9 protein-coding genes are annotated in these 20,540 nt (G+C 70.3%); 3 read left to right on the forward strand and 6 right to left on the reverse strand.

Annotated elements, in window-relative coordinates:
* The first annotated feature begins 38 nt into the window (after nucleotides 1-38).
* On the forward strand, nucleotides 39-971 hold the full coding sequence (locus tag ACFQ80_RS07015) for a hypothetical protein (protein ID WP_430563118.1): 933 nt from the start codon (nucleotides 39-41) through the stop codon (nucleotides 969-971).
* Between the two features lie 48 nt (nucleotides 972-1,019).
* On the opposite strand, the gene ACFQ80_RS07020 is transcribed toward ACFQ80_RS07015, so the two are convergent.
* From ACFQ80_RS07020 to ACFQ80_RS07040, 5 genes are all read right to left on the reverse strand, one after another.
* Entirely contained in the window at nucleotides 1,020-1,748 is a 729-nt protein-coding gene (locus ACFQ80_RS07020; protein WP_430563119.1) for a hypothetical protein, read from the reverse strand.
* A 3-nt stretch (nucleotides 1,749-1,751) separates the two neighbouring features.
* Nucleotides 1,752-2,285 carry a hypothetical protein gene (locus ACFQ80_RS07025; RefSeq protein WP_430563120.1) on the reverse strand — a complete coding sequence of 178 codons (534 nt, stop codon included), beginning with the start codon at nucleotides 2,283-2,285 and terminating at the stop codon, nucleotides 1,752-1,754.
* 110 nt (nucleotides 2,286-2,395) lie between these two features.
* The gene (locus ACFQ80_RS07030; RefSeq protein ID WP_430563121.1) at nucleotides 2,396-4,042 is read right to left on the reverse strand and encodes an SIR2 family protein; all 1,647 of its coding nucleotides are present in this window, start codon (nucleotides 4,040-4,042) and stop codon (nucleotides 2,396-2,398) included.
* A gap of 109 nt (nucleotides 4,043-4,151) precedes the next feature.
* Nucleotides 4,152-6,422 (reverse strand): 3'-5' exonuclease, encoded by a 2,271-nt coding sequence (locus tag ACFQ80_RS07035; protein ID WP_430563122.1) that lies wholly within the window; start codon nucleotides 6,420-6,422, stop codon nucleotides 4,152-4,154.
* A gap of 19 nt (nucleotides 6,423-6,441) precedes the next feature.
* Entirely contained in the window at nucleotides 6,442-12,942 is a 6,501-nt protein-coding gene (locus ACFQ80_RS07040; RefSeq protein ID WP_430563123.1) for a DEAD/DEAH box helicase, read from the reverse strand.
* A gap of 146 nt (nucleotides 12,943-13,088) precedes the next feature.
* On the opposite strand from ACFQ80_RS07040, the gene ACFQ80_RS07045 reads away from it, so the two are divergent.
* Nucleotides 13,089-14,189 carry an EcsC family protein gene (locus ACFQ80_RS07045; RefSeq protein ID WP_430563124.1) on the forward strand — a complete coding sequence of 367 codons (1,101 nt, stop codon included), beginning with the start codon at nucleotides 13,089-13,091 and terminating at the stop codon, nucleotides 14,187-14,189.
* 734 nt (nucleotides 14,190-14,923) lie between these two features.
* On the opposite strand, the gene ACFQ80_RS07050 is transcribed toward ACFQ80_RS07045, so the two are convergent.
* The gene (locus tag ACFQ80_RS07050) at nucleotides 14,924-17,563 is read right to left on the reverse strand and encodes an AAA family ATPase (protein WP_430563125.1); all 2,640 of its coding nucleotides are present in this window, start codon (nucleotides 17,561-17,563) and stop codon (nucleotides 14,924-14,926) included.
* 246 nt (nucleotides 17,564-17,809) lie between these two features.
* On the opposite strand from ACFQ80_RS07050, the gene ACFQ80_RS07055 reads away from it, so the two are divergent.
* Nucleotides 17,810-20,521 (forward strand): DUF262 domain-containing protein, encoded by a 2,712-nt coding sequence (locus ACFQ80_RS07055; RefSeq protein ID WP_430563126.1) that lies wholly within the window; start codon nucleotides 17,810-17,812, stop codon nucleotides 20,519-20,521.
* Nucleotides 20,522-20,540 lie beyond the last annotated feature (19 nt).

A 20,540-nucleotide genomic window follows, 5' to 3' on the forward strand; every position in this document is an offset into this window, starting at 1 on the left:
GTTCTCACGATGTCGTTGCTGAGCGCTACCTTCCGACCATGACTGATCCCGTTCGCCTGACCGGTGACGAGAGCTTCACCGACATCGACGCGACCGTCCGCGACTTCTGGGCCTACTCGCTGTCGAACCTGAAGGAGAACGCCGCCCGCGGCTACCTCGCGGAGTTCCTGGTCGCCAAGGCGGTCGGCGCCGCGGGGCCGCGCATCGAGTGGGACGCGTACGACGTGCTCTCACCCGACGGCATCACGATCGAGGTCAAGACCAGTGGTCACGCTCAGACGTGGGAGCGCCGCGGGCCGGTCGTGCTGAAGTTCGGCGGCCTGCCCGGTGGTCGTGAAGGCACGAAGGTGAAGCGGTCCTGGAGTGCGGCAACCGGCGGCATGATCGACGCCTTCGTCGCCAACGTGTACGTCTTCTGCGTCCAGACCACGATCGCGGAGCGGCCCTACGACGGCCTCGACATCGGTGCCTGGGACTTCTACGTGCTGCCGGGCCGGGTGGTCGCTGGGACGGGGCAGAAGTCGATGGTGCTCTCGACCGTCATCCGGCTCGGTGGGGAATGTCTCGCCTGGCACGACCTCGCGGCCGAGATTCGTGCCGTAGCCGAGGTGAACAATTGGGATCAGAGCGGGGGCGCCGTGGCGCCGGAGGAGAAGAGAGACGAGATGAGCGAAGACCTGTGCATCCATGACATGGCGCCCGGGACCTGTGCCCTGTGCTCGCCGAGGTATGGAGGCGCCAGCGCGTCGATGCTGGCCGACACCGCCGTCGTCTACGTCTCGCCGTCGCACGTGGGCCACCTCGCGGGGTGCCTCCACAAGGACGACGAGGACTTCAGCAGGTGGGGCGAAATCACCCGCCCTGGGGCCTGGCAGGACCTGCGCAATGGGCGAGCGGTGGCGACAGACTCTGGGGCGCGGGTCGGCCTCGTGGCGAACGAGGCGTGCAAGTCGTGTATCGCCCGCTCCTGACCCGGGGGCGGTGGTGCGACATCGCGCGACTGATTCGCTGGAAGGGCACTACCGAGTGAGCGAGAAGATCGAGCGCTCGACGGTGGCCCTGCTCAGCGTGCCTCCAGGCAGCCTGCCCCACGCGTCGAGCAGCTCCAGGTAGCGGGCGTAGTCCCGGGTGCGATCGAGTCGGAGTGAGAGCCCCGTCTGTCGGGCGATCCAGCGCTGGACCCGGAGGTCGAGGATCGGGGCAGCGTCGCGATCGTCGGGACCGCCCGTGGCAGTCGTGAAGTAGAGCCACTTGGTGAAGAACGCCGGGCCCAGGAATCGGATCCGGCCCGGTCGGTTGTTCAGGGCGTAGAAGCCGGCGAGGGCGCCGTCCCGGCGCGCGGCGGCGGCTCCATCGCGGAGCTTTCCCCTGACCTCCGGGTCAGGCGCGGCCTGCCCGTCGCCACTCAGGACGCGGCTCGTCCTGTAAGGGCCGTATCCGGACGGACCGTATCCCCAGATCATCGCGGCGACGAACGCAAGGTCGTCCCGCCCGTCGTCGTACGTATCGAGCACGAGTCTGTTGGTCGCCGCGCGGTCCACCGTGGACGGGACCTGGTCCAGGAACGGACCGACGTCTGGCACGCCGCGCAGCCGCGACGCCCAACGCTCGCGATTCCATTTCATCCCCTCCTGCCCCTGCGGTCGAACGGCGCCGTCGCCGAGCGCCTGCGCGAGATCGTGGGGGAGCGGTGGAACGGTCTCCAGAGGACGGAGCAGGTGCTCGTAGGGCATGTCGGTCGCGGCCATGGATCAGTCCTTCCCCGTGGACACCGACGCGCGGGCACCGGCGCGCCGCCTCTCCCCGCGCCGTCGCCATCGGGAGAGGTACCTCAGGTGCCGAGGAGCCGCGGCACGGACGTGGGCGGACCAGAGGGACTCGACGGCAGCCGCTGCGGTATCGGGGATGTCGACCCCGCGCTGGCGGATTCTGTTCCAGTTCACATCCGCCGTTGCCTCTGCGAGCAGCGCCACGGGCAGCGGATCACCCTCGTCGACGACGAAGTCCCAGTCGACCTGCACGTAGCGGGTCTTGTCCGTCGACGCGTCCTCGCCGACGGCCCCCTTCAACAGGCCACGGGTCCAACCGCTAGCGACGATGCCGCGCGGACCGGCGCCTTGTCGCAGCAGAAACGCGCGCTGTCCGGAAGGGACCGATCGGCGGCGACCCACTGACCATTCCATGAGCGTCAACCGCCCGGACTCGGTGCGCGCCTGCTGCCCGGTGCGCTCACCTTCCGCAAGGGCCCAGCGCTGGGGATTCCACGTGAGCACGATCGCCGACAAGGTGCCTCCTTCTCCAGGTTCGACGCGACCGTACGGCAGTGGCGCGTGCTCCATGGCTGGCGTCGGCAGCGTGGCGAGGGTGAAAACGACGACGCGGCGGTTTGATGCTCTCAAGCACCGAACTCGTCGAGCATACGAACGAGCTGACGCCAGGCGTCGTCGGAGACGAGCGCTCTGGCACGGCCGGCAACCGCGTTGATGTCGTCCACGAGCCGCGCGGCCGTGTCGCCGCGACCATCGGCGTACCGGACGTCCAGGAGGTAGGGCGATTCGCGGACGGCGTGCATCGCCACGGTGTCGAGGAAGACGGCGAGTGCGCGGGCTGCACGGCGACGTTCGAAGGCCTCGCTTTCCTTGTGCACGTCGGCAGTCCCGGCGTCTGGGGTCGCGGGTTCCTGAGCCTCGACATCAGCGTCCAGCTCTGGGACCACGACCCGAAAACGGCCCTTCCACAACCGGCTGAACGCCTCGTCCACGGCGAGGCTGACCACGGTGCCGATCTCGGCGTCGCCATGACCGGTCTCTTCGATGGACTCCCGAAGCCCGGCCACCTCGTAGGCGAACCGGAGCAGGTTGTCGTCCGTCATCGACGCCCCGACGACGAGGAGGTGCTTGGTGAGCATGAGCGACTGGACGAGCGAACCGACCGGCTTCCAGCGGGTGTCGTAGTGCACGAACGAGCTGCGCGACAGGACGATCGACCCGGGATGCCTGACATCGCCGTGCATCTTCAACAGCCAGGGACGCTCGCTCGATGTCCGCGCCCACGGCAGGACGTCGACGGCCGAAATGCCCTTCGGCCCGCGGGACGCTGTGACGGCCTGCTCGTAGAGCCGGTCGTAGTTGGTGGTCACGGCTTCCCGCACCCGGAGGCTCGCGAGCAGGGCGTGGGCGAGGCTCGGCCGTGCCGAACGTTCCTCGACGACGTCCGCTACCAGTCGGCCGAGCTCTTTCTGCGAGCCGGCCGGGTCGGCCTTCCGGTTCGCCGCAAGGGTCACCTGGACGAGCTCGGCCTGCTCCAGCGGGCCGAGCTTTTCGATCCGGTCCTTGAGCTCGTCGAGGTCGAGCCGGTGGACGAGCTCTGACAGCAGCCCGCTCCAGGACGGCAGCCCCGCGGCGATGCTCACCCCGGCACCGAAGAACAACGCCACCTCACCCCGGCGGATTCGCTCCCCGAGCGTCCTGGCAGTGTCGGCATTCGACGCCAGCGGTGCCGCCACTTCCGTCTCGCGACGGCGATGCTGCAGGGCGGCATAGTCAGACCGCTCCCACGCGACGAGCGCGACGTCGACGCCGAGTTCTGCTGTGGACTTGCCGAGAGCGGAGACCAGCGCAGCGATGACCTTGCCACGCCGTCCGCCCTGCCCACCACCATCGGTCCCGAGGACGGGCATCGCAATGAGGGGCAGCTGGCGTCCCGCGTCGTTCGCACTGCGGAGCAAAGCAGCGCCGGAGCGCTCGGTGATGGACTCCACCGCGCGGGCTGCGACGTCCCCGATTCCGGACGGTGATACCGCGACGGTGTCGACGAACCACACCTCGGGTGCCGATCCGCCCCGCTGTACCCGAGCCGTCTGGGCGGCACCGGGCCCCCAGCCCTGCGGCCGGAGGTCGTCCCAGCAGCCATCAGGTCCGAGCCCGGCGGTCTCGCGCCACTGTGCTCTCACCCCGAATCGAGCGTCCGTGGGGATGACGACGGCGTCAGCGCTCAGGGAGTCCAGCCGTCCGTTGACCACGAAGAGGTGTCCGCGCGTCATGGGGGAAAGGTAGGGGAGCGCACGTCTTCTCGCGCGGTGGTCGTCCCGCTCTTGGCGGCGAAACCATTGCTCCTCGTGCACTGGGGCCGAGTGGGGGCGCGCAGAACCCCTAGTTCTGTGCGGTCGCTGCGGACGAGACTGAGACCTGGGGAAGGAGACCGCTGCGCTGTCCGTTCCAGAGCACCACGAGCTCGTCGCGTGCGCGGGTGGCCGCGACGTACAACAGCGACCGCTCCCTCAGTTCGGCGTCGGCGCGATCGGCCTCGGGCAGGGACGACAGCCCGACCCCCCATCCGGCCTCGTCCGGGGAGACGCCGAACAGCACGACGCGCTTGAACTCCATGCCCTTGGAGCGGTGCATGGTCATGACGAGCACGCTGCCGGTTCCGGTCGCGGCGTCGTCCTGGATGAACTTGGCCTTGATGTGACGCTCGCTGAGGGCGTGGACGACCTTGTCTCCCATGACCTTGGTGCGCACCAGGACGCCGATCGTCTCGGGGGCGTCGCCGCTGTCCAGCCATGTCTGGGCGAGCTCTGCCGTGCGCTCGTACTCGTCGACGAGGGACGAGACGCCGACCTCACGGGGCGCGGGACCGGACCGCGCGGAGCGGTACCCGGCGACGGTGGCGTCCTCGGCCTCCATGTCGACCCAGTCCTCGCCGGCCAGCACGCCGACGGCGTAGTGGAGCACCTGTGCTGTCGTGCGGTAATTCAACGTCAGACGCCGCGAACGGCCGCGGACGTTGATCCCGTAGCGCGACAGCACGATCCTCTGGCCGTAGATCCGCTGCTGGGAGTCCTCGGCGAGGAACAAGTCGTTCGGCCCCAGCGCGACGAGGGCCCGCAGGAGGACCAGGCGCGACGGCGCGAGGTCCTGGCCCTCGTCGACCAGCACGTGGTCGGCCAGACGAGCCGTTCCTGCGGCGGACATGGTGTCGAGGTGAGCGGCGGCGATCATCGCCTTCTCGTCCCAGTCGGTGGAGCCGGCGGCGTCCGCGGACGCGCGATAGGCCTCGATCACCTTCCAGACGGCCACCCGCTGGGCGCGGTTCAGGGCGACGCCGCGACCCGGTCGACGGACCCGCAGGTACTCGTCGCGGGTGGTGACCTTGTTCGGCACGACGACCGTCGCGTACTCGGCGACCATGAACGCCTGGCTGCGGAGCTCCCGCGGAAGGTCCGCACCGGCGTCACCGAGTGCAGCCTCCCAGCGTGCCGCGGCCGTGGGGTCCAGGACGTACGGGGAGCGTGCGCCGAGGACGGATGCGACGGTCTCTCCCCAGGCAGGCGACGCGACATGCACATCCTCCGCCTTGGCGATCACCCGCCGTGCGATCGCGTCCACGCCCGCGACGTACACCCCCGGCTGCCCGAGCTCGCTGGCGATCGGGATCCGCGGGTCGAGCATCTTGAGGGTCTCGAGGAGCGACGAGGCCAGTGTCCTGTTGAACGTCGTCAGAACGACGCGTGCGTCCGGGTCCTGGCGGGCCAGGTGCCGTGCCCGGTGCAGCAGCACCACGGTCTTCCCGGTGCCCGCGCCACCCGAGAGGCGGAAGGATCCGTTGCGGTGCTTGAAGGCGTAGTCACGCTGCTCGGGGTGCAGGAACACGCGCCACCGGCCGAAGTTGTCGTCCTCGATGGCGGCGCGCAGCGCGGCATCGTCCTCGATGAAGGCGAAGTCCATCTGGGCGGCGGGCTGCTTGAGGGCGGTGAGGAGCTGCTCGTCGCTCCGGGAGTCCGGTGTGATCGGGGGAGGGGTCAGCCCCAGCTTCTCCTTGACCGCCGCGAGGCCGGTGCCGATCGAGAGGTCCAGCAGCGCGTCGCCCTGCCAGGCAGCGGGCGCCAGCTGCGCCACCGCCAGCATCTGGTCCTCGGTCTCGGCGAACGACGCCTCGGTGGCCGTGTCCGTGTCGATGCCGAGGTCGATGAGGTCGGCGACGGTGATCCCCTGCGTCTGCAGCAGGGGGTAGGTCCGCAGGTCGACGTCGTCGGGCTTGGGCTTGGCGGCGAGGTCGGAGACGTGCTCGTACACGGGCGGAGTCGCGACCTGGTCCGCCTTGACCAGCTCGGCGATGCCGTTGCGCGGGTTGATGCGCACGACGGCGTTCTTGGCGTAGGTGATCGCCTCGTCGTGCGGGTAGGTCCCGAGGTAGACGTAGTGCGCCTCGGCGGCCTGGCCCTGGATCTTGACCAGCACGGCGCGCCAGAAGTCGTTGACGCGGCCCGTGCGGATGCGAGAGTCGGCGGAACCGTTGATCGGCTCGATGTGGAGGCCGGGAGCGGTGTCGTCGTCCTGCAGCTTTTCGAGGAAGGCGAACGCGGCCTTGCGCACGGCGCCGTCGAGCTTGCCGAACAAGGGGCCGAGGATGATCTGCGGCATCGGTGGTGCTTCCTCCGGGTCAGCGGGTCAGCGCTGCACGGATGGCAGCGGCGTCGGGGTCGAGCACGGTCCAGCCCTCGGCGACGAGGAGCCCGACCGTCGCCTCGTCGAGGTCGTCGGACCGCACGGTCACCTTAAGGGCGGGCCACGACAGGGAGAGCGGCACGCCGTCGCCGACCTCGTCGCCGATCGTCGGGGCGGCGACCCCGAGCTGGGCGACATCGAGAATCTCGACCAACAGGGCGTGCTCCGCCTCGGTGGCGAGCGCATCCACCTCCTGCCACGCCGGGTGGGCGTCGAGCGCGCTCCTGAGCGCCGTCTCGATCCGGCTCGCCTCCTCGGCCTCTGCCGCCGACGGCTGCGCGGTCGTCGCCGCAAGGCCGGTGACCAGTGAGCGGGTCGTGATCCGCACGGGCAGGTCGTCACGGAAGTTGAGCAGGTTCGACAGCCGCAGCCATTCGCGCCACGCAGTCTTCTGCTCGTGGCCGAGGGCCTCGGCCGAGTCGTCGAGGACGACGGCGATCTCGTAGGTGCCCGGCGTGAACTCGCGGACGCCGATCGCGACGGTGCCCTGGTGCCAGGCCCCGCCGAACTTCGTGCCGCTCGGCAGGGTGCCGCCGTCGAGCACGTCCAGGGCGATCCGGTCGATCCCGACCTCGGTGGAGATGACGCCACCGATGAGCGACGGGGCGACGAGCAAGGGCATCCAGCGGGCGAGCTGTCCGCGCCCGTTCGGGTCGGGGCGCTGAATCCAGTCGAGCAGCAGGTCGATCGGCGGCCTGGCCACCAGGCCGACGGTGGCGGGTGACAAGGTGTCCTTGGCGTCGCTCAGCACGGCGGCGGTGGCCAGCGGGTGCAGCCAGGGAACGTCCACCGTGGTGGACTTCCCACCATCGAGGTCCTCCCACGTGAAGGCCAGCACCTGATAGCCGAGGTCGCGCAGCGCCTGCCGCTTGGTGGCGTCGTCGCCGACCCGGTTCACGGCGGGGGAGGCGTGGAACTGCCAGCCGTCGGTGTAGATCGCCGTCGGGGGGACGTCGGGGCGGTCGCTGCGAAGCACGAAGTCGGGCTTGGTGCTGGCCTGGCCGACGAGCACCTGCGGCTCGAGCCGCCAGTTCGCGCCGCCCGGCATGGTGATCGACCACGTGTTGCCGTGCGGACCGGGCTTCTCGGTGATGGTCGCGCCCATCGTCTCGAGCCGCGTGCGGAGCACCTTGCGGAAGAGCAGCTCGATGTGGGTCTCGGGGTCGGCGACGATCGGCTCGTCCACGGTCACGGACCAGGGGCTCGTGGCAGGGACCGCCTCGTCCGCGTCGACCTGCGATCGGCCGAGCAGGATGGCGCGCAGGTGGCGCGCGGCGGAGGCGCGTGAGACGTGCTCCACGTGCTGGGGCGCGGCGTGGGGGAGCAGGCAGCGCTCGCAGGCGAGCTTCCCGTCCTGCTGGCAGCGGCACCGCTCGAGGTGCTGCCAGGCGTCGCGCAGCATCGACCACACGGCCTCGTGGTCGGCGAGCTCGGCGAGGTAGCCCGTGCCGCCGCGTACGACGTCGTGGAGCAGCAGCGCCTCGGCGGGGCTGCCCGCCGCGGGGCTGGGATCGACGACGTCCGTGACCTCCAGGTGGTCGGGGTCGCCGCCGATCCGGATGCGCAGGGCGAGAAGCAGCGCGGCGCGCAGTGACGGCAGGGAGAAGTCGTCGCCGAGGGTGACGGACTCCGGCAGCCGCAGCACGAGGCCCTCGGTGGTGAGCGAGCGCGACAGCGCCACGGTGCGGACCTTCTCCTGGTCGGCCTTGCGCAGAGGGCACCAGGGACGGTGCTCGGAGGCACGGTTGGCGCCGGTGGACGAGTCGAGCTTGCCGCACTGCTCGCAGACGCGGAACATCGCGACGTCGTGCGGCTGCCCCGCGAGCTCGACCGTGGCCCCCTGCGCCGACGCCTTGCCGAGGTTGAGCCACCGGATCGTCATCTGACGCTGGTAGCGGGCGCCGAACCCGTAGTCCTTCACGAACCACTGCCGCGTGACCGCGTCGGGGTCGACGTCCGCGAGGGTGCGGATGGTGAAGCGTTCCCGTTCGCGCTCGTCGCTGCGGTCGTCGATCGCCGCCTCCTCGCGCCGGATGACGGAGGACACGCGTCGCAGCTCGACCACCTCGACCCGCTGCGCGACGTCGGCGATCCCGGCGTCGCCGCAGCGGGGGCACACGACCGGTGCGGCCGTGGCCCCGGGGGCGTCCGCGACGGTGACGTCGGCGGTGTATCCGCAGCGAGGGCAGCACGCCCACATGCGCACCGCGTCGTCGTCGCGCCCGAGGTCCAGGGCGTCGATGGCGATGGCGTACCCGCGCGCGTAGAAGGTGGAGCCGGGCGCGAAGTCCCGCAGCGCCTGCGCGGACCCGCGGCCCAGCTCCATGTGCTCGGTGTGGAACTTCTGGGAGTCGGGGTCCATCCAGGACAGCGCGACCTCGAGGGACACGGAGTCGTCGAGCAGCGTGTAGTTGGGCAGCAGGCCGTGCTCCTCCAGGACGCCGACCCAGTGCTCCGACGATGCCTGGGCCTTCTGGTGCTGCGTGAGCTTGAACGCGGCCTGAGCGGTGCGCAGCGCGCGCTCGTCCTCGCTGGTCGCGGCGGGCGACTCGGCCTTGACGCGCAGTCCGTCCGCGGCGTTGATCGCGGTCTGGATCTCCTTCTCCCGGTACGCGAGCGTCTCCATCCGGGCCCGCCATGCCTGCGAGGCGAGGTGGGCCCGCCGTGCCAGCTCGGAGGGGACGGGGTCGCCGGTCGAGTCCACGGACGGGAGCGCCCAGGCGCGCAGACCGTCCTTGACCGCCTCCGAGACCTCGCCGAACCCGGCGAGGAACCGGTCGAGCAGGGCGGTGCCCTCGGCCTCGGACAGCGCGAGCAGCGTGCCGAGGTACGAGCCCGGCTCGCTGCTGCCGAGCGCGTCGGAGGCCGTGCGCGGGTGCGGGGCGTCCGGGCGGCGGGCGAGCTCGTCGGCGATCGACGCGACGTACTGGCGGCGCAGGATCTCCTCGGCGTCGAGATAGGTGGCCGGCGGGCGGACGGCGCCGTTGATGACGCTCCCCGGATCGGTGAACCGCGGGAGCTGGTCGCCGCGCGCGGTGACGAACGCGAGCGCGAGCGCGTTGCCGGTGAGTCGGCCTGCCCGCCCCACGCGCTGCAGGTACGACGCCACGGTGCGCGGCAGGGACGAGAGCACGACGGCGGACAGGTCGCCGATGTCGATGCCCATCTCGAGCGTCGGGGTGGCGACGAGGACGTTGGGGGCGTCCGGCGCGGGCCGCGTCGCCTTGAAGGCGTTCTCGTAGGCGAGCCGGACCTCGTCCTCCAGCATGCTGGTGTGCTCGCGGGCGACGACGCGTGCGGGGTCGGAGTCCTCGTACATGCGGCGGTAGAAGTTGTCCGTGACGGCGTGACGTCGCAGGCGTCCGGTGCAGCGTGCGACGAGGCAGGGGGCGCCGTCGAGCTGGTCGACGACGGTCGTCGTCGCGGGGACGGTGGTGCCGCAGTCCGTGCACTCGAGGCACAGGTCGCCGGCGTCGAGGGCGGCCACGGTCGTGGCCTGGATGACCACGTCGCGCGGGGCGAGGTGGTAGGTGGTGGCGCCGGACGAGGACAGGAGGGTGCCGACGACGTCGAGCCGCGCGAGCTGCTTGAGGAGCAGGCGGGCGAAGGTCGCGGCTTCCGTCTTGTCGACGTGCAGGCACTTGTGCGTCCACGCGGCGTACCAGCCGCGGGGGGACCCGACGGGCTCCAGGTCGTCCCCGGTGTTCTTCGCCCCCGCCCCGGTGACGGCGGCGCCGCCGACGCGCGGGTAGCCCGGTGCGCTGGTGCCCTTGCCGAACCCGGGCATGCCGTCGTGGCGGCGGCGGCCGCCGGTGATCCACCACCGGTTGCCGTCCTCCTCGCGGAACTTCTGGAACCACTCGTGCTCGATCGCACCGCGGGCGCGCATGTGCTCCAGCACCCCGCGGACCCAGGCGCGCAGGTCGGCCTCGGTCGGCTCGAAGCCGTCGAGCACGCCCTGCCGGTCCGCCTCGTCCAGGGCGGAGCGTGCCGCCGTGACCAGGAGCTCGGGCTCGGCCCGGACCTCGGCGACGAGAGTGCCCGTTGCCTCGAGGGTGCGCCCGACGGCGGAGCGGAGGCCGTGCTCCAGGAGGACGTCGAGGAGCAGACGACGACGCACCCTTCGGCGCACGGTGTGGTGGACCTTCGCCCAGGTCTCGGCCTGCCAGAAGGGTGCGAACTTCTCGCGCTCGGCAAGGTCCGGCGGGAGCAACCGGTACCGCTTGCGGTCGTCGTCGCCGGCGTCGGCGACCACGCGGTCGACGAGGGAGTCGAGATCGACGGGCTCGTCCCCGACGGCGTGCCGCAGCACGGCGCGCAACGTCAGCACGTGCGAGCGCGACTGGACGAACCCGGCGCGGTGCGCGGCGTCCTGCACGGAGTCGGTGAAGACGAGCGCCTTCTTCTCCGCGGCGTCGAGCCCGGCCGTACCGAACAAGCTGGACAGCGACACGGACAGCAGGGTCGCGATCGCGGACCCGAGGAAGCGGATACCGTCCTTCTGACCGCACGACGGGCAGTCGTCGTCCTTGGACGGCTTGCCGCCGGCGTCGTCCATCGGGTGCGTGAGAACGGGCAGCACGCCCTCCTCGGCTTCGTCGCCGTCGGGCGGCGTCGACACGAGGCGGCGCTGCCCGACGAGGAACCACCAGAGGCCGTCGACCTTCTCGCCCTCCTCGGCGCGCTCGCCCTCGACCGGCGCGTGCACCAGCGCCCGGAAGCGGTCGTCCGAACGCAGGTGGCGCCCGCGGATGTCGTTGTCGTGGGTGTCCAGGTCGGTCCCGGTCGGCGCGAGCGCGACGCCCCAGCCGGAGCGGCCGCAGTGCCGGCAGTACACCGCCGGGAACGTGAGCGTCCCGGCGTCGCTGTCCTCGCCGTCGGCGTCCTGCACGACGACGCCCTCGTCCTGCCAGCGGAACTGGGCCGCTCCCGCCGTCGTGCGGTTGAGACGCGTGAGCTCGCGCGTCCACAGGTGCACGTCCACCGACAGCGCGCCGCGCCCGGTGACCTTGCGCAGGTGGGACAGCGCGGACAGGACCGCGGTGAGCGTCCCCTCGGCGCGCGCCGGCCAGGTGGGGTCGGACGAGACAGGGAACACGCCGTCGACGAGGTCTGCGAGGTCCACCGCCTGCGTCGTGAGCCGGACCAGGCCCAGGTCGCCGGAGACGAGGGGGTGCGCCTTGGCGAGGGTCAACAGGTCGTCCGCCGTGTCGCCGGACAGATCGGGGCGGGGGGCGGTCGGGTCCACGTACCCGGTCTCGTCAGTGCTCTCGCGGAACAGGTGGGACAGCACGACGCTGGTGGTCGCGTCGGGGTCCGTGGGGTCGCTCATGGCCAGCTCGGCGAGCAGGTCGCGGGCGACGACGTCGTCCACCTCGACCGGCCGCAGGCCGCGGGCCTCGGCGCGGGCGCCGGCGTCGCCCACCCACTCGGCGAGCGGCAGTCGCGACTCCGTCACCACGGACTCGGCGGGGAACTCCTCGCCGAACACCGTGCGCGCGAACTCCAGCATCGCCGACGGGTCGCCCTTGTCGCCCAGGGTCGCCGAGGTCGCCACCGGCGCGACGATCCCCAGCGGGCGGGCGACGTCGGCGTCGGTGAAACCGGCCTCCGCGAGCGCTGCCGGGTCGGAGGGCCAGTGCGCCTTCAGCGCGAGCCCCAGACGACGGATCAGCATCGCGACGTCCGTGCCCTGCGCGCCGTCGTAGGTGTGGAACTCGTCCAGCACCAGGTACTGCAGCGACCGGGCGCTCGCTGACCACAGCTTCGCGTCGTCGCGGCGCAGGAGCAGCTGGTCGAGCATCTTGTAGTTGGTGAGCAGGATGTCGGGCGGGCTGTCCCGGATGACTGCGCGGTCGTTGATCAGGCCGGCCGACGTGACCTTCGTGCGGGTCGGGCCCTGCTCGCCCGTGTACAGGGCGGCGGTGACCCCGCCCAGCTCGGGCCTTGAGGTCAGGAGCTCGGTGAGCCGCTTGGCCTGGTCGTTCGCCAGCGCGTTCATCGGGTAGAGGATGACGGCCTTGATGCCACCCAGGCCCGCGTGCCGCGCACGCAGCACGTGGTCGAGGATCGGGTAGAGGAACGACTCGGTCTTGCCCGAGCCGGTGCCCGTCGTCACCAGCGTCGGCTGCGGGCGACGCATCCCGCCGTCCGGGGCGAGGGACGACAGCCGCCGGAACGCCGCCGCCTGGTGCCCGTACGGGCTCGGGTAGCCGCCGTACCAGTCGAGCGAGTCTCGCCAGCCGTCCTCGGCCGGGCGGAACGGGAGGCGAAGCCGCACGTACGGACCGCGGAACAGCCCCGTCTCCGGGGACTGAAGGAAGTCCTCCAGCGACGCCCGCGTGCTCGCGTCCGCCAGGGCGAACGTCGTGCCCAGGTACTCCAGCAGCGCGGCGCGCAGTGATTCGGCCTGGGACACCGGGAGGAGCTCACTCACGTGGGCATCGTTTCAGACTCCCGGGGCAACTTGCCGGAGTCGCCAGCACCTCGGGCGCGGAATCGTTGAAATGACAGCAACTCCCGGGAGGGTGAAATCGGCACAGCGCGGCACCGACCACGTGGGTCGTCTGTCAGCATCGGCGCGTGGGACAGCCGACCGAGTACGAGATGCAGGCATGGAACGACCTCGTCGATGGCAAGGCCCGGCCGACCCGGAAGGCCAGCCGGTTCATCGAGGAGAAGTCCGCGGACGCGGCGCGAGCAGTCGCAGGCAGGGCTGCAGAGGTCGCCCGCCGATCACCGCACCTCGTCAAGGCAGGGTCCTCGGTCAAGGACGCCGCTAAGCGAGCCAAGGACACCATCCCGGAGGACCTGCGAAAGCGATCCGCGGACTGGGCGGGCGAGGCACTGGAGTCCGCCGGAAAGACAGTAGCTCGCGTCAGTCGCCTCGGTCTTACCCCCGACGGTGTCGTGGCGAAGCACGTGAAATGCGGTCATCCCATCGAGACGTTGAGTGACGTCCGGTCCCTCGACCTGAAGCAGGTGGACCGAGTCAGGAGGAGGAACCTGGACCTGATGTATGCCGGCCTCGGAGCAACGTCCGGCGCAGCGACAGGACTGGCCATCACCGGCGGCGAGGTCGGTGTCGGATCAGGCGTGACATCCGGTCCAGGCGGGGCCGTCGTCGTCGGTTCGATGGCCGCGGACGTCGCGGTCGTCATCGGTCTCGCCTCGCGAGCAGTCGGTGCCGTGGCGCTTTCGTACGGGTACGACCCGGAGCGACCGGAGGAGAAGATCTTCGTCAACTCCGTGATCAACCTCGGTACCGCGAGCTCGACCGTCGCGAAGGAGGCAGCGTTCCGAGACATCGCGCGGCTGACGCAGCTCCTCATGCGGGGCGCGACCTGGCAGAAGCTCGGCGAGTCATTCCTGGTCAAGGTCGCGAAGGAGATCGCCGCTCGGTTGTCCCTTCGATTCACGAAGCGGTCCCTGGGGAAACTGCTGCCGGTGGCTGGAGTCATCGTCGGAGCAACCATGAACTGGTCCACGCTGGAGGCAGTCGTCGACTCAGCTGACATCGCCTACCGGCGGCGCTTCCTGCTGGCGAAGTATCCCGACCTTGCGGACGCCGGGGACATCCCCGTCGTCGAGCGTTTCGGCGCGTCGTCCGACTCCGGAGCAGAGGACTCGCCGATTGTCATCGACGACGACTTCTGGAAGAACGTGGAAGGTGACGATGCCTAGGATCACGCGGCGCAGCCCGGCTCAGGCTGGATGCGCCGGACCACCGGTGTGGCAACGGGCACAGAGGCCGTGACGTCCAGGTCCGTCGGAAGGTTGAGGCCCTCACCCGCGACGGGCGGCGCCTGCGCAACCAGTTCGGCTCGGGCGTGCGGCCAGAGAATCCTGACGAGGGTTCCCTGGTCCTCGAGCTCGACGTCCGGGGCGAGCACACCGCGTAGGCCGCGCGGACACAGAACACGTCGCGATCGGAGGAATCGTCGTCCGCGTGCGCGTCGCGCATGTTCACCCGGTACTCGACTCGCCACAGGACGGTCTTCTCGATCGCCGCGACCTCCATACGATCGAGATATCGAGTACCTCGGGATCCGGGCCGAGACGTCGTCGTTCGGCACTGAGCAAGAGGGTGAAGATCGCCTCGATTCCGCCGAAGCCCCATCTAAAGCTCCGCGGGCACCGTGTCGGCCTAGTCGCTGATCCCCGACTCCGCCAGGCTGTCGTCGATGCTGGTGACCGCCACGGGTGCGTCGCCGACGATCAGCGGGCGCGTTGTGGGAGAGAAATGCCGCGAGTTCGGTCGAACCTGCGTACTGCTCGGCCGCCTACGCTGCCGGGATCCTGTCGGCCTTCGCCATGGTGTCGGCGCCCTGAGGAGCAGCAGGTTCGGCAGACCATCGCGAGCATCGTCTAGATCGTCCATTACCGCCGGGTCGAAGCGGGCGCGCAACGGTGGTCGGTCACGAGGCCTCCGCGAGGGAGCCGGTGTCGATGCCGGGGCCCCCAGCGCACCCTGCTGCGTGGCTGAGGGCAACGGCAGCCTTGCAGGTGAGGTGACGGTCGGCGTGCACCCCGCTGCTCGGTCTGAGCAAGCTAGCGACCTTCGCAAGGGCTGCCTTCCGCAAGCGGACCGCCCGGAGGGTTGGGAGGACGACGTCCGGGTGGCTCGCCTCGTTGATACCCATTGAATAGATGTCGGCGACCTGGTTCATCAGGGTGTTCAGGTCGCCCAGGCCGGTGCGGCAACGGCCGCTCTCGCACCGTTCCAGCTCCGAATGTCTCTTCTCGAGGTCTTCGCGCATCCGTTCCCAACGCCTCGTGAGGGAGTCGGCATCCTTCCATGCCGCTGGGCGGCCGGAGATGACGCTGTCGAACACTTGCTCGACCTCGGCCAGAGTTGCCTCGATCGCCTGCCGCAGGAGGTTGCCGGCGGCGTTGACGCGCCAGGTCTGCCAGTCGTCGAACGGCCCGTGGCGGTCCTGTCCGTCGTCGAGGACCTCCTCGAGGCGCGCGAGGATTCCGGCCAGGTCACGAGCGGCGAACCGTGCAACGCGGTCCTCGCCGTGCCTGGCGGTCTCGACGAGGTGGTGCTCGACCGGGTCGGCAAAGTCACCGATCCGTGCCCACACGGCGCGTGTCAGAGCCCTGTCGTGCGTGAGGACGAGGACCTGGTGGCCCCGCGTGAGCAGGCGGTCGAGGCCGTCGGTCACGAGCTGCCGGGTGGTGTCCTCGTCGAGGACGTCGGACGGATCGTCCAGCACGACGAGCCCGCCCGGCTGTTCGCGCTCGGCGCGGGCGAGCCGGATCGCCATGCCGAGCGTCTCCAGCTGCGAGTCGGAGTACCGGCCGCTGACGTGGTGGTCCTCCGACCCCGCCGAGTACGTCAGGGTGGGAGACGTGCCCCGCCCTCGGGGTGGCGTGGCCCTCAGCTCGACGGCTGGCGTGTCCGGCGGGCTGAGGATCGTGGTCCACTCGCGGATCGAGGACTCGAGCACGTCGATCTCTGCATCGAAGTGTGCGGTGGTCCGGGACTTGAGGTGGGCGACCGCCTTCTTGATCGTCTTCGCAAGGAGATCGGCGCGCCGTCGTTCGAGCACCGCGCGGGCGAGCTCGTCCTCGCGGCCATCGATGATGCGTGCGCGTCGGGCCACGTCGTCGTGCTCGTGCTGCTCAGTCGTTCGGAACGACACCTCCGCCTCTTGCCATGCGCGCGCGGCATCTCCGCACTCCTCCGCGATCTGCGCGAGCGCATCGATCGTCTCGACTGCACGCCGCGCGGCCACTGCGTCGCCCGGTTCCTGTCGGACACGGCCGAGCGCGGACCGCGCGTCGTCCTGTGCGGACGTCCACTCCGTGTGCGTGCGAACGACCTCGGTCCACGCCATGACGAGCGCGTCGTCGTGCTCGACGCCGTCGGCGAGGTGCGGGGCGACGGTCGCGCATCCGAGCCGCCCGAGGAGCGAGGTGGCCTCGCCTGTGAGACGGCCGCGTGCGCCGGCAAGATGCTCCTCCGCCTTGCGCCGGGCTGTGTGCAGGGCGAGCAGGTCGTCGATCTCCTGCCTGCGACTCGCGGTGAAGGTGCCGTCGGCGCAGGTGGGACAGGTCTCCTCGACCTGTGCCACCTCGAGATACTTCAGCATGAGCGGGACGAGGTCCGCGGCATCGCTCTGGGGAATCGCCTGGATCCGTTCCTTGGCATCGCTGACCTTCTCCGCCAACTCACGCAGATGGTGCGGCTCGGGAGCCTCCGGCGTGGCCGGGGCCTCCGGAAGCGCCCCGAAGGAGGGGTGCTTGCGGCGAGCGGTCTCGACGTACGAGCGCCGGATGTGGCCGGTGAGCGCCTCGACGTCGAGCAGGGTGGCGTCCTTGTCGACGTCGCGCAGCAGGTCGGGGACGAACGACTCCAGCGATTGAGTGAGCGGCGCGTGTTCCGTCGCCATCTTCGGCAATTCGTTCGCCGCCGCGCTCCATTCGGCGACGGTTTCGAGCCCCGCCGCGCGGCCGAGCTGTTCGATGCGTTCACCGGCCTTGGCGTCGAAGGGCTGACGGATCGTCCGCCGTGCGACGATCGCGAGCGGCACCTCCCGTGAGAGGTGCCCCGGATCGCCCCACTCCCAGCGCTGCGTCTGGACGTCGTCGGCGTCTCGGCTCGTGCACCACGTCAGGACGACGTGGGGAGCGGCGCCACGTTCGCCGTCTGACCGGAGGTGTGGCACGTGGGTCTTGTCGGACGTCTCCTGGCCGCCGCGGAGCTGGCGGGAGGTCTCCCCGTGCTCGAAGAGTTCCAGCGCGTCGGTGATGCTCGTCTTGCCCACGCCGTTGGGGCCGAACACGAGGGTGAGACCCCGGGAAAGGCAAAAGGTCTCGGGCGGCCCGAACGATCGCACCCCTTCGATCGTCACGCTGTTGACGAATCCTTCGAACTGCGAGGCGGGCGACGACGTGTCCCCATCGTGCGCGGATCGATCGAGCACCTCGTCGACGATCGCGCCCACGCGATCCTCGGTGAGGCGGCACATGGTCGCCTCGATCTCGCGCTCGAGCGCTTCGCGAACCTGAAGGTGGAGCGGGGACGTCCGTGGAACGTGAGCGGTGGCCACTGTCTCTCCTGCTGCGTCGTCGCGATGGGAATGCTCAAGGAGTACCGGTTGGCACCGACATCGTCCCTGGTCGACGTGGACATCACCCGACACCGGTGCCCCGCCCGTGGCACGGATCGGTAGCCTTGCACGGCAGGACGCGGTCCCGTGATCGAACGGCCGCACTTGTGTCGACAGGAGACGAGACCCGGCGTGGACACCAACGTTCGCACTCCCCAGGCGATCTTCATCCAGCCCCAGCAGATCGTGGTGCCGCTCTTCCAGCGGCCCTACGTGTGGGAGGAGGAAGAGCAATGGGAGCCGTTGTGGCAGGACGTCGTGCGGCTCGCGACGCTCCGGCAGGAGCCCACCGGCTACGGGGCGACGCACTTTCTCGGCGCGATCGTCATGCAGGCCTCGGAGACTCCGATGGGCAACCTGGCGGTGCGGAACGTCATCGACGGCCAGCAGCGGCTGACGACCCTGCAGCTCCTCATGGACGCCGCCGGAGCCGTCTTCGAGGAACGAGGCATGGACCGTTTTGCTGAGCAGCTCGGGGCGTTGACGCACAACGCGCCGGCGTTCGTGGTGGACGAGGCGGACCGGCTCAAGGTGCGGCACACGAACAGGGACAGGGCCGCGTTCGAGGAGGTCATGAACGCCGAGCTGCCGGTGGCGCACGAGAACCTGACGCATGCGTCATCGCGCGTCGCCATGGCGCACGGGTACTTCGTCCGCCAGGTCGCGCAGTGGCTCGACCTCCCCGACCACGACGGCGGTGTTCCGACGCCCGCGGTCGTCGAGAGGCGTGCGGACGTCCTTGCGGGTGTGCTGTCCCACGGCCTTCAGCTCGTGGTGATCGACCTGCAGGCGAGCGAGGACTCGCAGGCGATCTTCGAGACGCTGAACGCCCGCGGGACACCGCTGACCGCCGCTGACCTGGTGAAGAACCTCGTGTTCCAGCGCCTGTCCAAGGAAGGCGCCGATGCCCGGGCGGCGTACTCGCAGGTCTGGCCGTTCGACACCAAGTTCTGGGAGACGGAGATCGCCTACGGGCGGACCACCACGACGCACGCGGCGCTGTTCCTCAACCAGTGGCTCGCGGCGACCGTCGCCGAGGAGGTCCGCCCCCGCGCGACGTTCTCGCGCTTCAAGCACTACATGGAGCACGAGGCCGGGCGCCCGATGCTCGACGTCCTGACGGACATGCGGTCCCAGGCCGAGCTCTACGAGGACTGGACGCGGGCTGCCGCCGACCCGCACCGCACCCTCGACCCGGTGCAGATGTGCATGTACCGGATGCGGGCCATCGGGTCGGAGTCGTTGACGCCGATCCTTCTGCGCCTCCACCAGCCGGGCACGCCGCTGCCGCAGGACGTGATCGACGGTGTCGTGCAGCGCGTGGAGAGCTGGCTGGTACGTCGCACGATGCTGCACCTCGTCACCAGCTCGCTGGGGCGCGCGGTCGCCGACCTGCTCCGCGCGACGCAGGGTGTCCCCGCGGACGAACTGATACAGCGCGTCGAGGCCACGTTGAGGTCGTTCCGGGTGTCGTCCACGTACTGGCCCGGCGACGCGGAGATCCGACAGTCGCTGACGGAGGAACGTGTCTATCGACGGTTCTCCCGTTCGAGGTTGCGGATGCTGCTCGAGGCGGCCGAGGGCGGCTTGCGTGCGGAGTACGACGCCCAGCAGGTGGTGCGTGGGACGTACCCGATCGAGCACGTGCTCCCCCAGTCGTGGGAGAAGAAGTGGCCTGTCGACGGTCTCGAGGCGGAGATCGATCGCAACGCACACGTGCACCGCCTGGGCAACCTCACCCTGCTGACATCCAAGCTGAACTCGTCGGCGTCGAACGCCGCATGGCCAGGACGCGGGGGGAAGCGGACGAAGATCGCGCAGCACGACGTGCTCCTGCTGAACAGCCGCCTGCTCGCCGCGGCGGGCGACGAATGGGACGAGCAGCGGATCGACATCCGTACGCAGGTGCTGCTCGACGGCATGCTCACCGTATGGCCGGTGCCGGAAGGGCACAGCGGCGAGGTGACCGACGCCCGGACGAGCGGGCAGACGAGCATCAGCGTCGGCGATCTTGTCCGGGCAGGGCACCTCGTCCCGGGAACGACGGTCGCGCCGCGTCCCGGGGCGTGGGACCAGACGCCGGCCGTCATCACCGATGACGGCGGGCTCAGGGTGGGCGACACGACGTTCTCGAGCCCGTCGAGCGCCGGTCGGCACGTCAAGGGTGCGGTCACGAACGGCTGGACGTTCTGGACCCTCGAAGACGGACGCCGGCTCGCCGACGTGCGGCAGCTCTACCGTCCGGAGCCCGTGACAGCGGAGGCGGACGGGGTCGTGGACCGGTGGGACCCGGAGACCGACATCGACGACGCCGCGGCCTACTGGTCGGAGATCGGTGACAATGCGCGACGCATCTTCGCCGCTCTGACCGAGCGGGCACCGGAACCGATCCCTGCTCCGGTCCTCGCCGAGAGTGTCGGACTGCCGAACACCCGCAGCGTCGCGGGTGCGCTCGCGTTCACGGACCGGGCAGCGCGCCGATTCGGGCACGTGATGCCGTCCCGGTTCATCCCCGGCGATCCGAGCTCCTACTGGATGGACGAGTCCACCGCCGAGACGTTCGCGACGGTGATCGCGGCCGAGCACGAGCAGCAGGCTGCCACAGCGGACCTCCCCGAGGAGTGGGCTGACGCCATGCGTGCGGCTGATGACGACGAGACGGTGTTGCTGCGGGCGCTCGCGGACTCGGGTGTGGTGCCGGTGCCGGTGGTGGGCGACGAGATCGCCGACGGCATCCCTGTCTCTCTGTGCTGGCCCGCCCAACACCTGGTCGTGCTGCCCGACAGCTCCTCGCCGGACGAGCACGCGGAGCTTCAGGCGGCAGGCTGGACGGTGTTGCCGTTCGATGCCGTCGCTGTCGAACGGGCTGTCACAGGTGGAGGGCAGCACACGGCCTGACGACACGTGGCCGTTCGGA

Source organism: Isoptericola sp. NPDC056578 (assembly GCF_042793275.1).
Lineage (GTDB): Bacteria > Actinomycetota > Actinomycetes > Actinomycetales > Cellulomonadaceae > Isoptericola.

Coding starts and splice junctions, on each gene's coding strand:
- ACFQ80_RS07015 (WP_430563118.1), top strand. CDS start 39: ATGACTGATCCCGTTCGCCTGACCGGTGACGAGAGCTTCACCGACATC.
- ACFQ80_RS07035 (WP_430563122.1), bottom strand. CDS start 6,422: ATGCCGCAGATCATCCTCGGCCCCTTGTTCGGCAAGCTCGACGGCGCC.
- ACFQ80_RS07030 (WP_430563121.1), bottom strand. CDS start 4,042: ATGACGCGCGGACACCTCTTCGTGGTCAACGGACGGCTGGACTCCCTG.
- ACFQ80_RS07020 (WP_430563119.1), bottom strand. CDS start 1,748: ATGGCCGCGACCGACATGCCCTACGAGCACCTGCTCCGTCCTCTGGAG.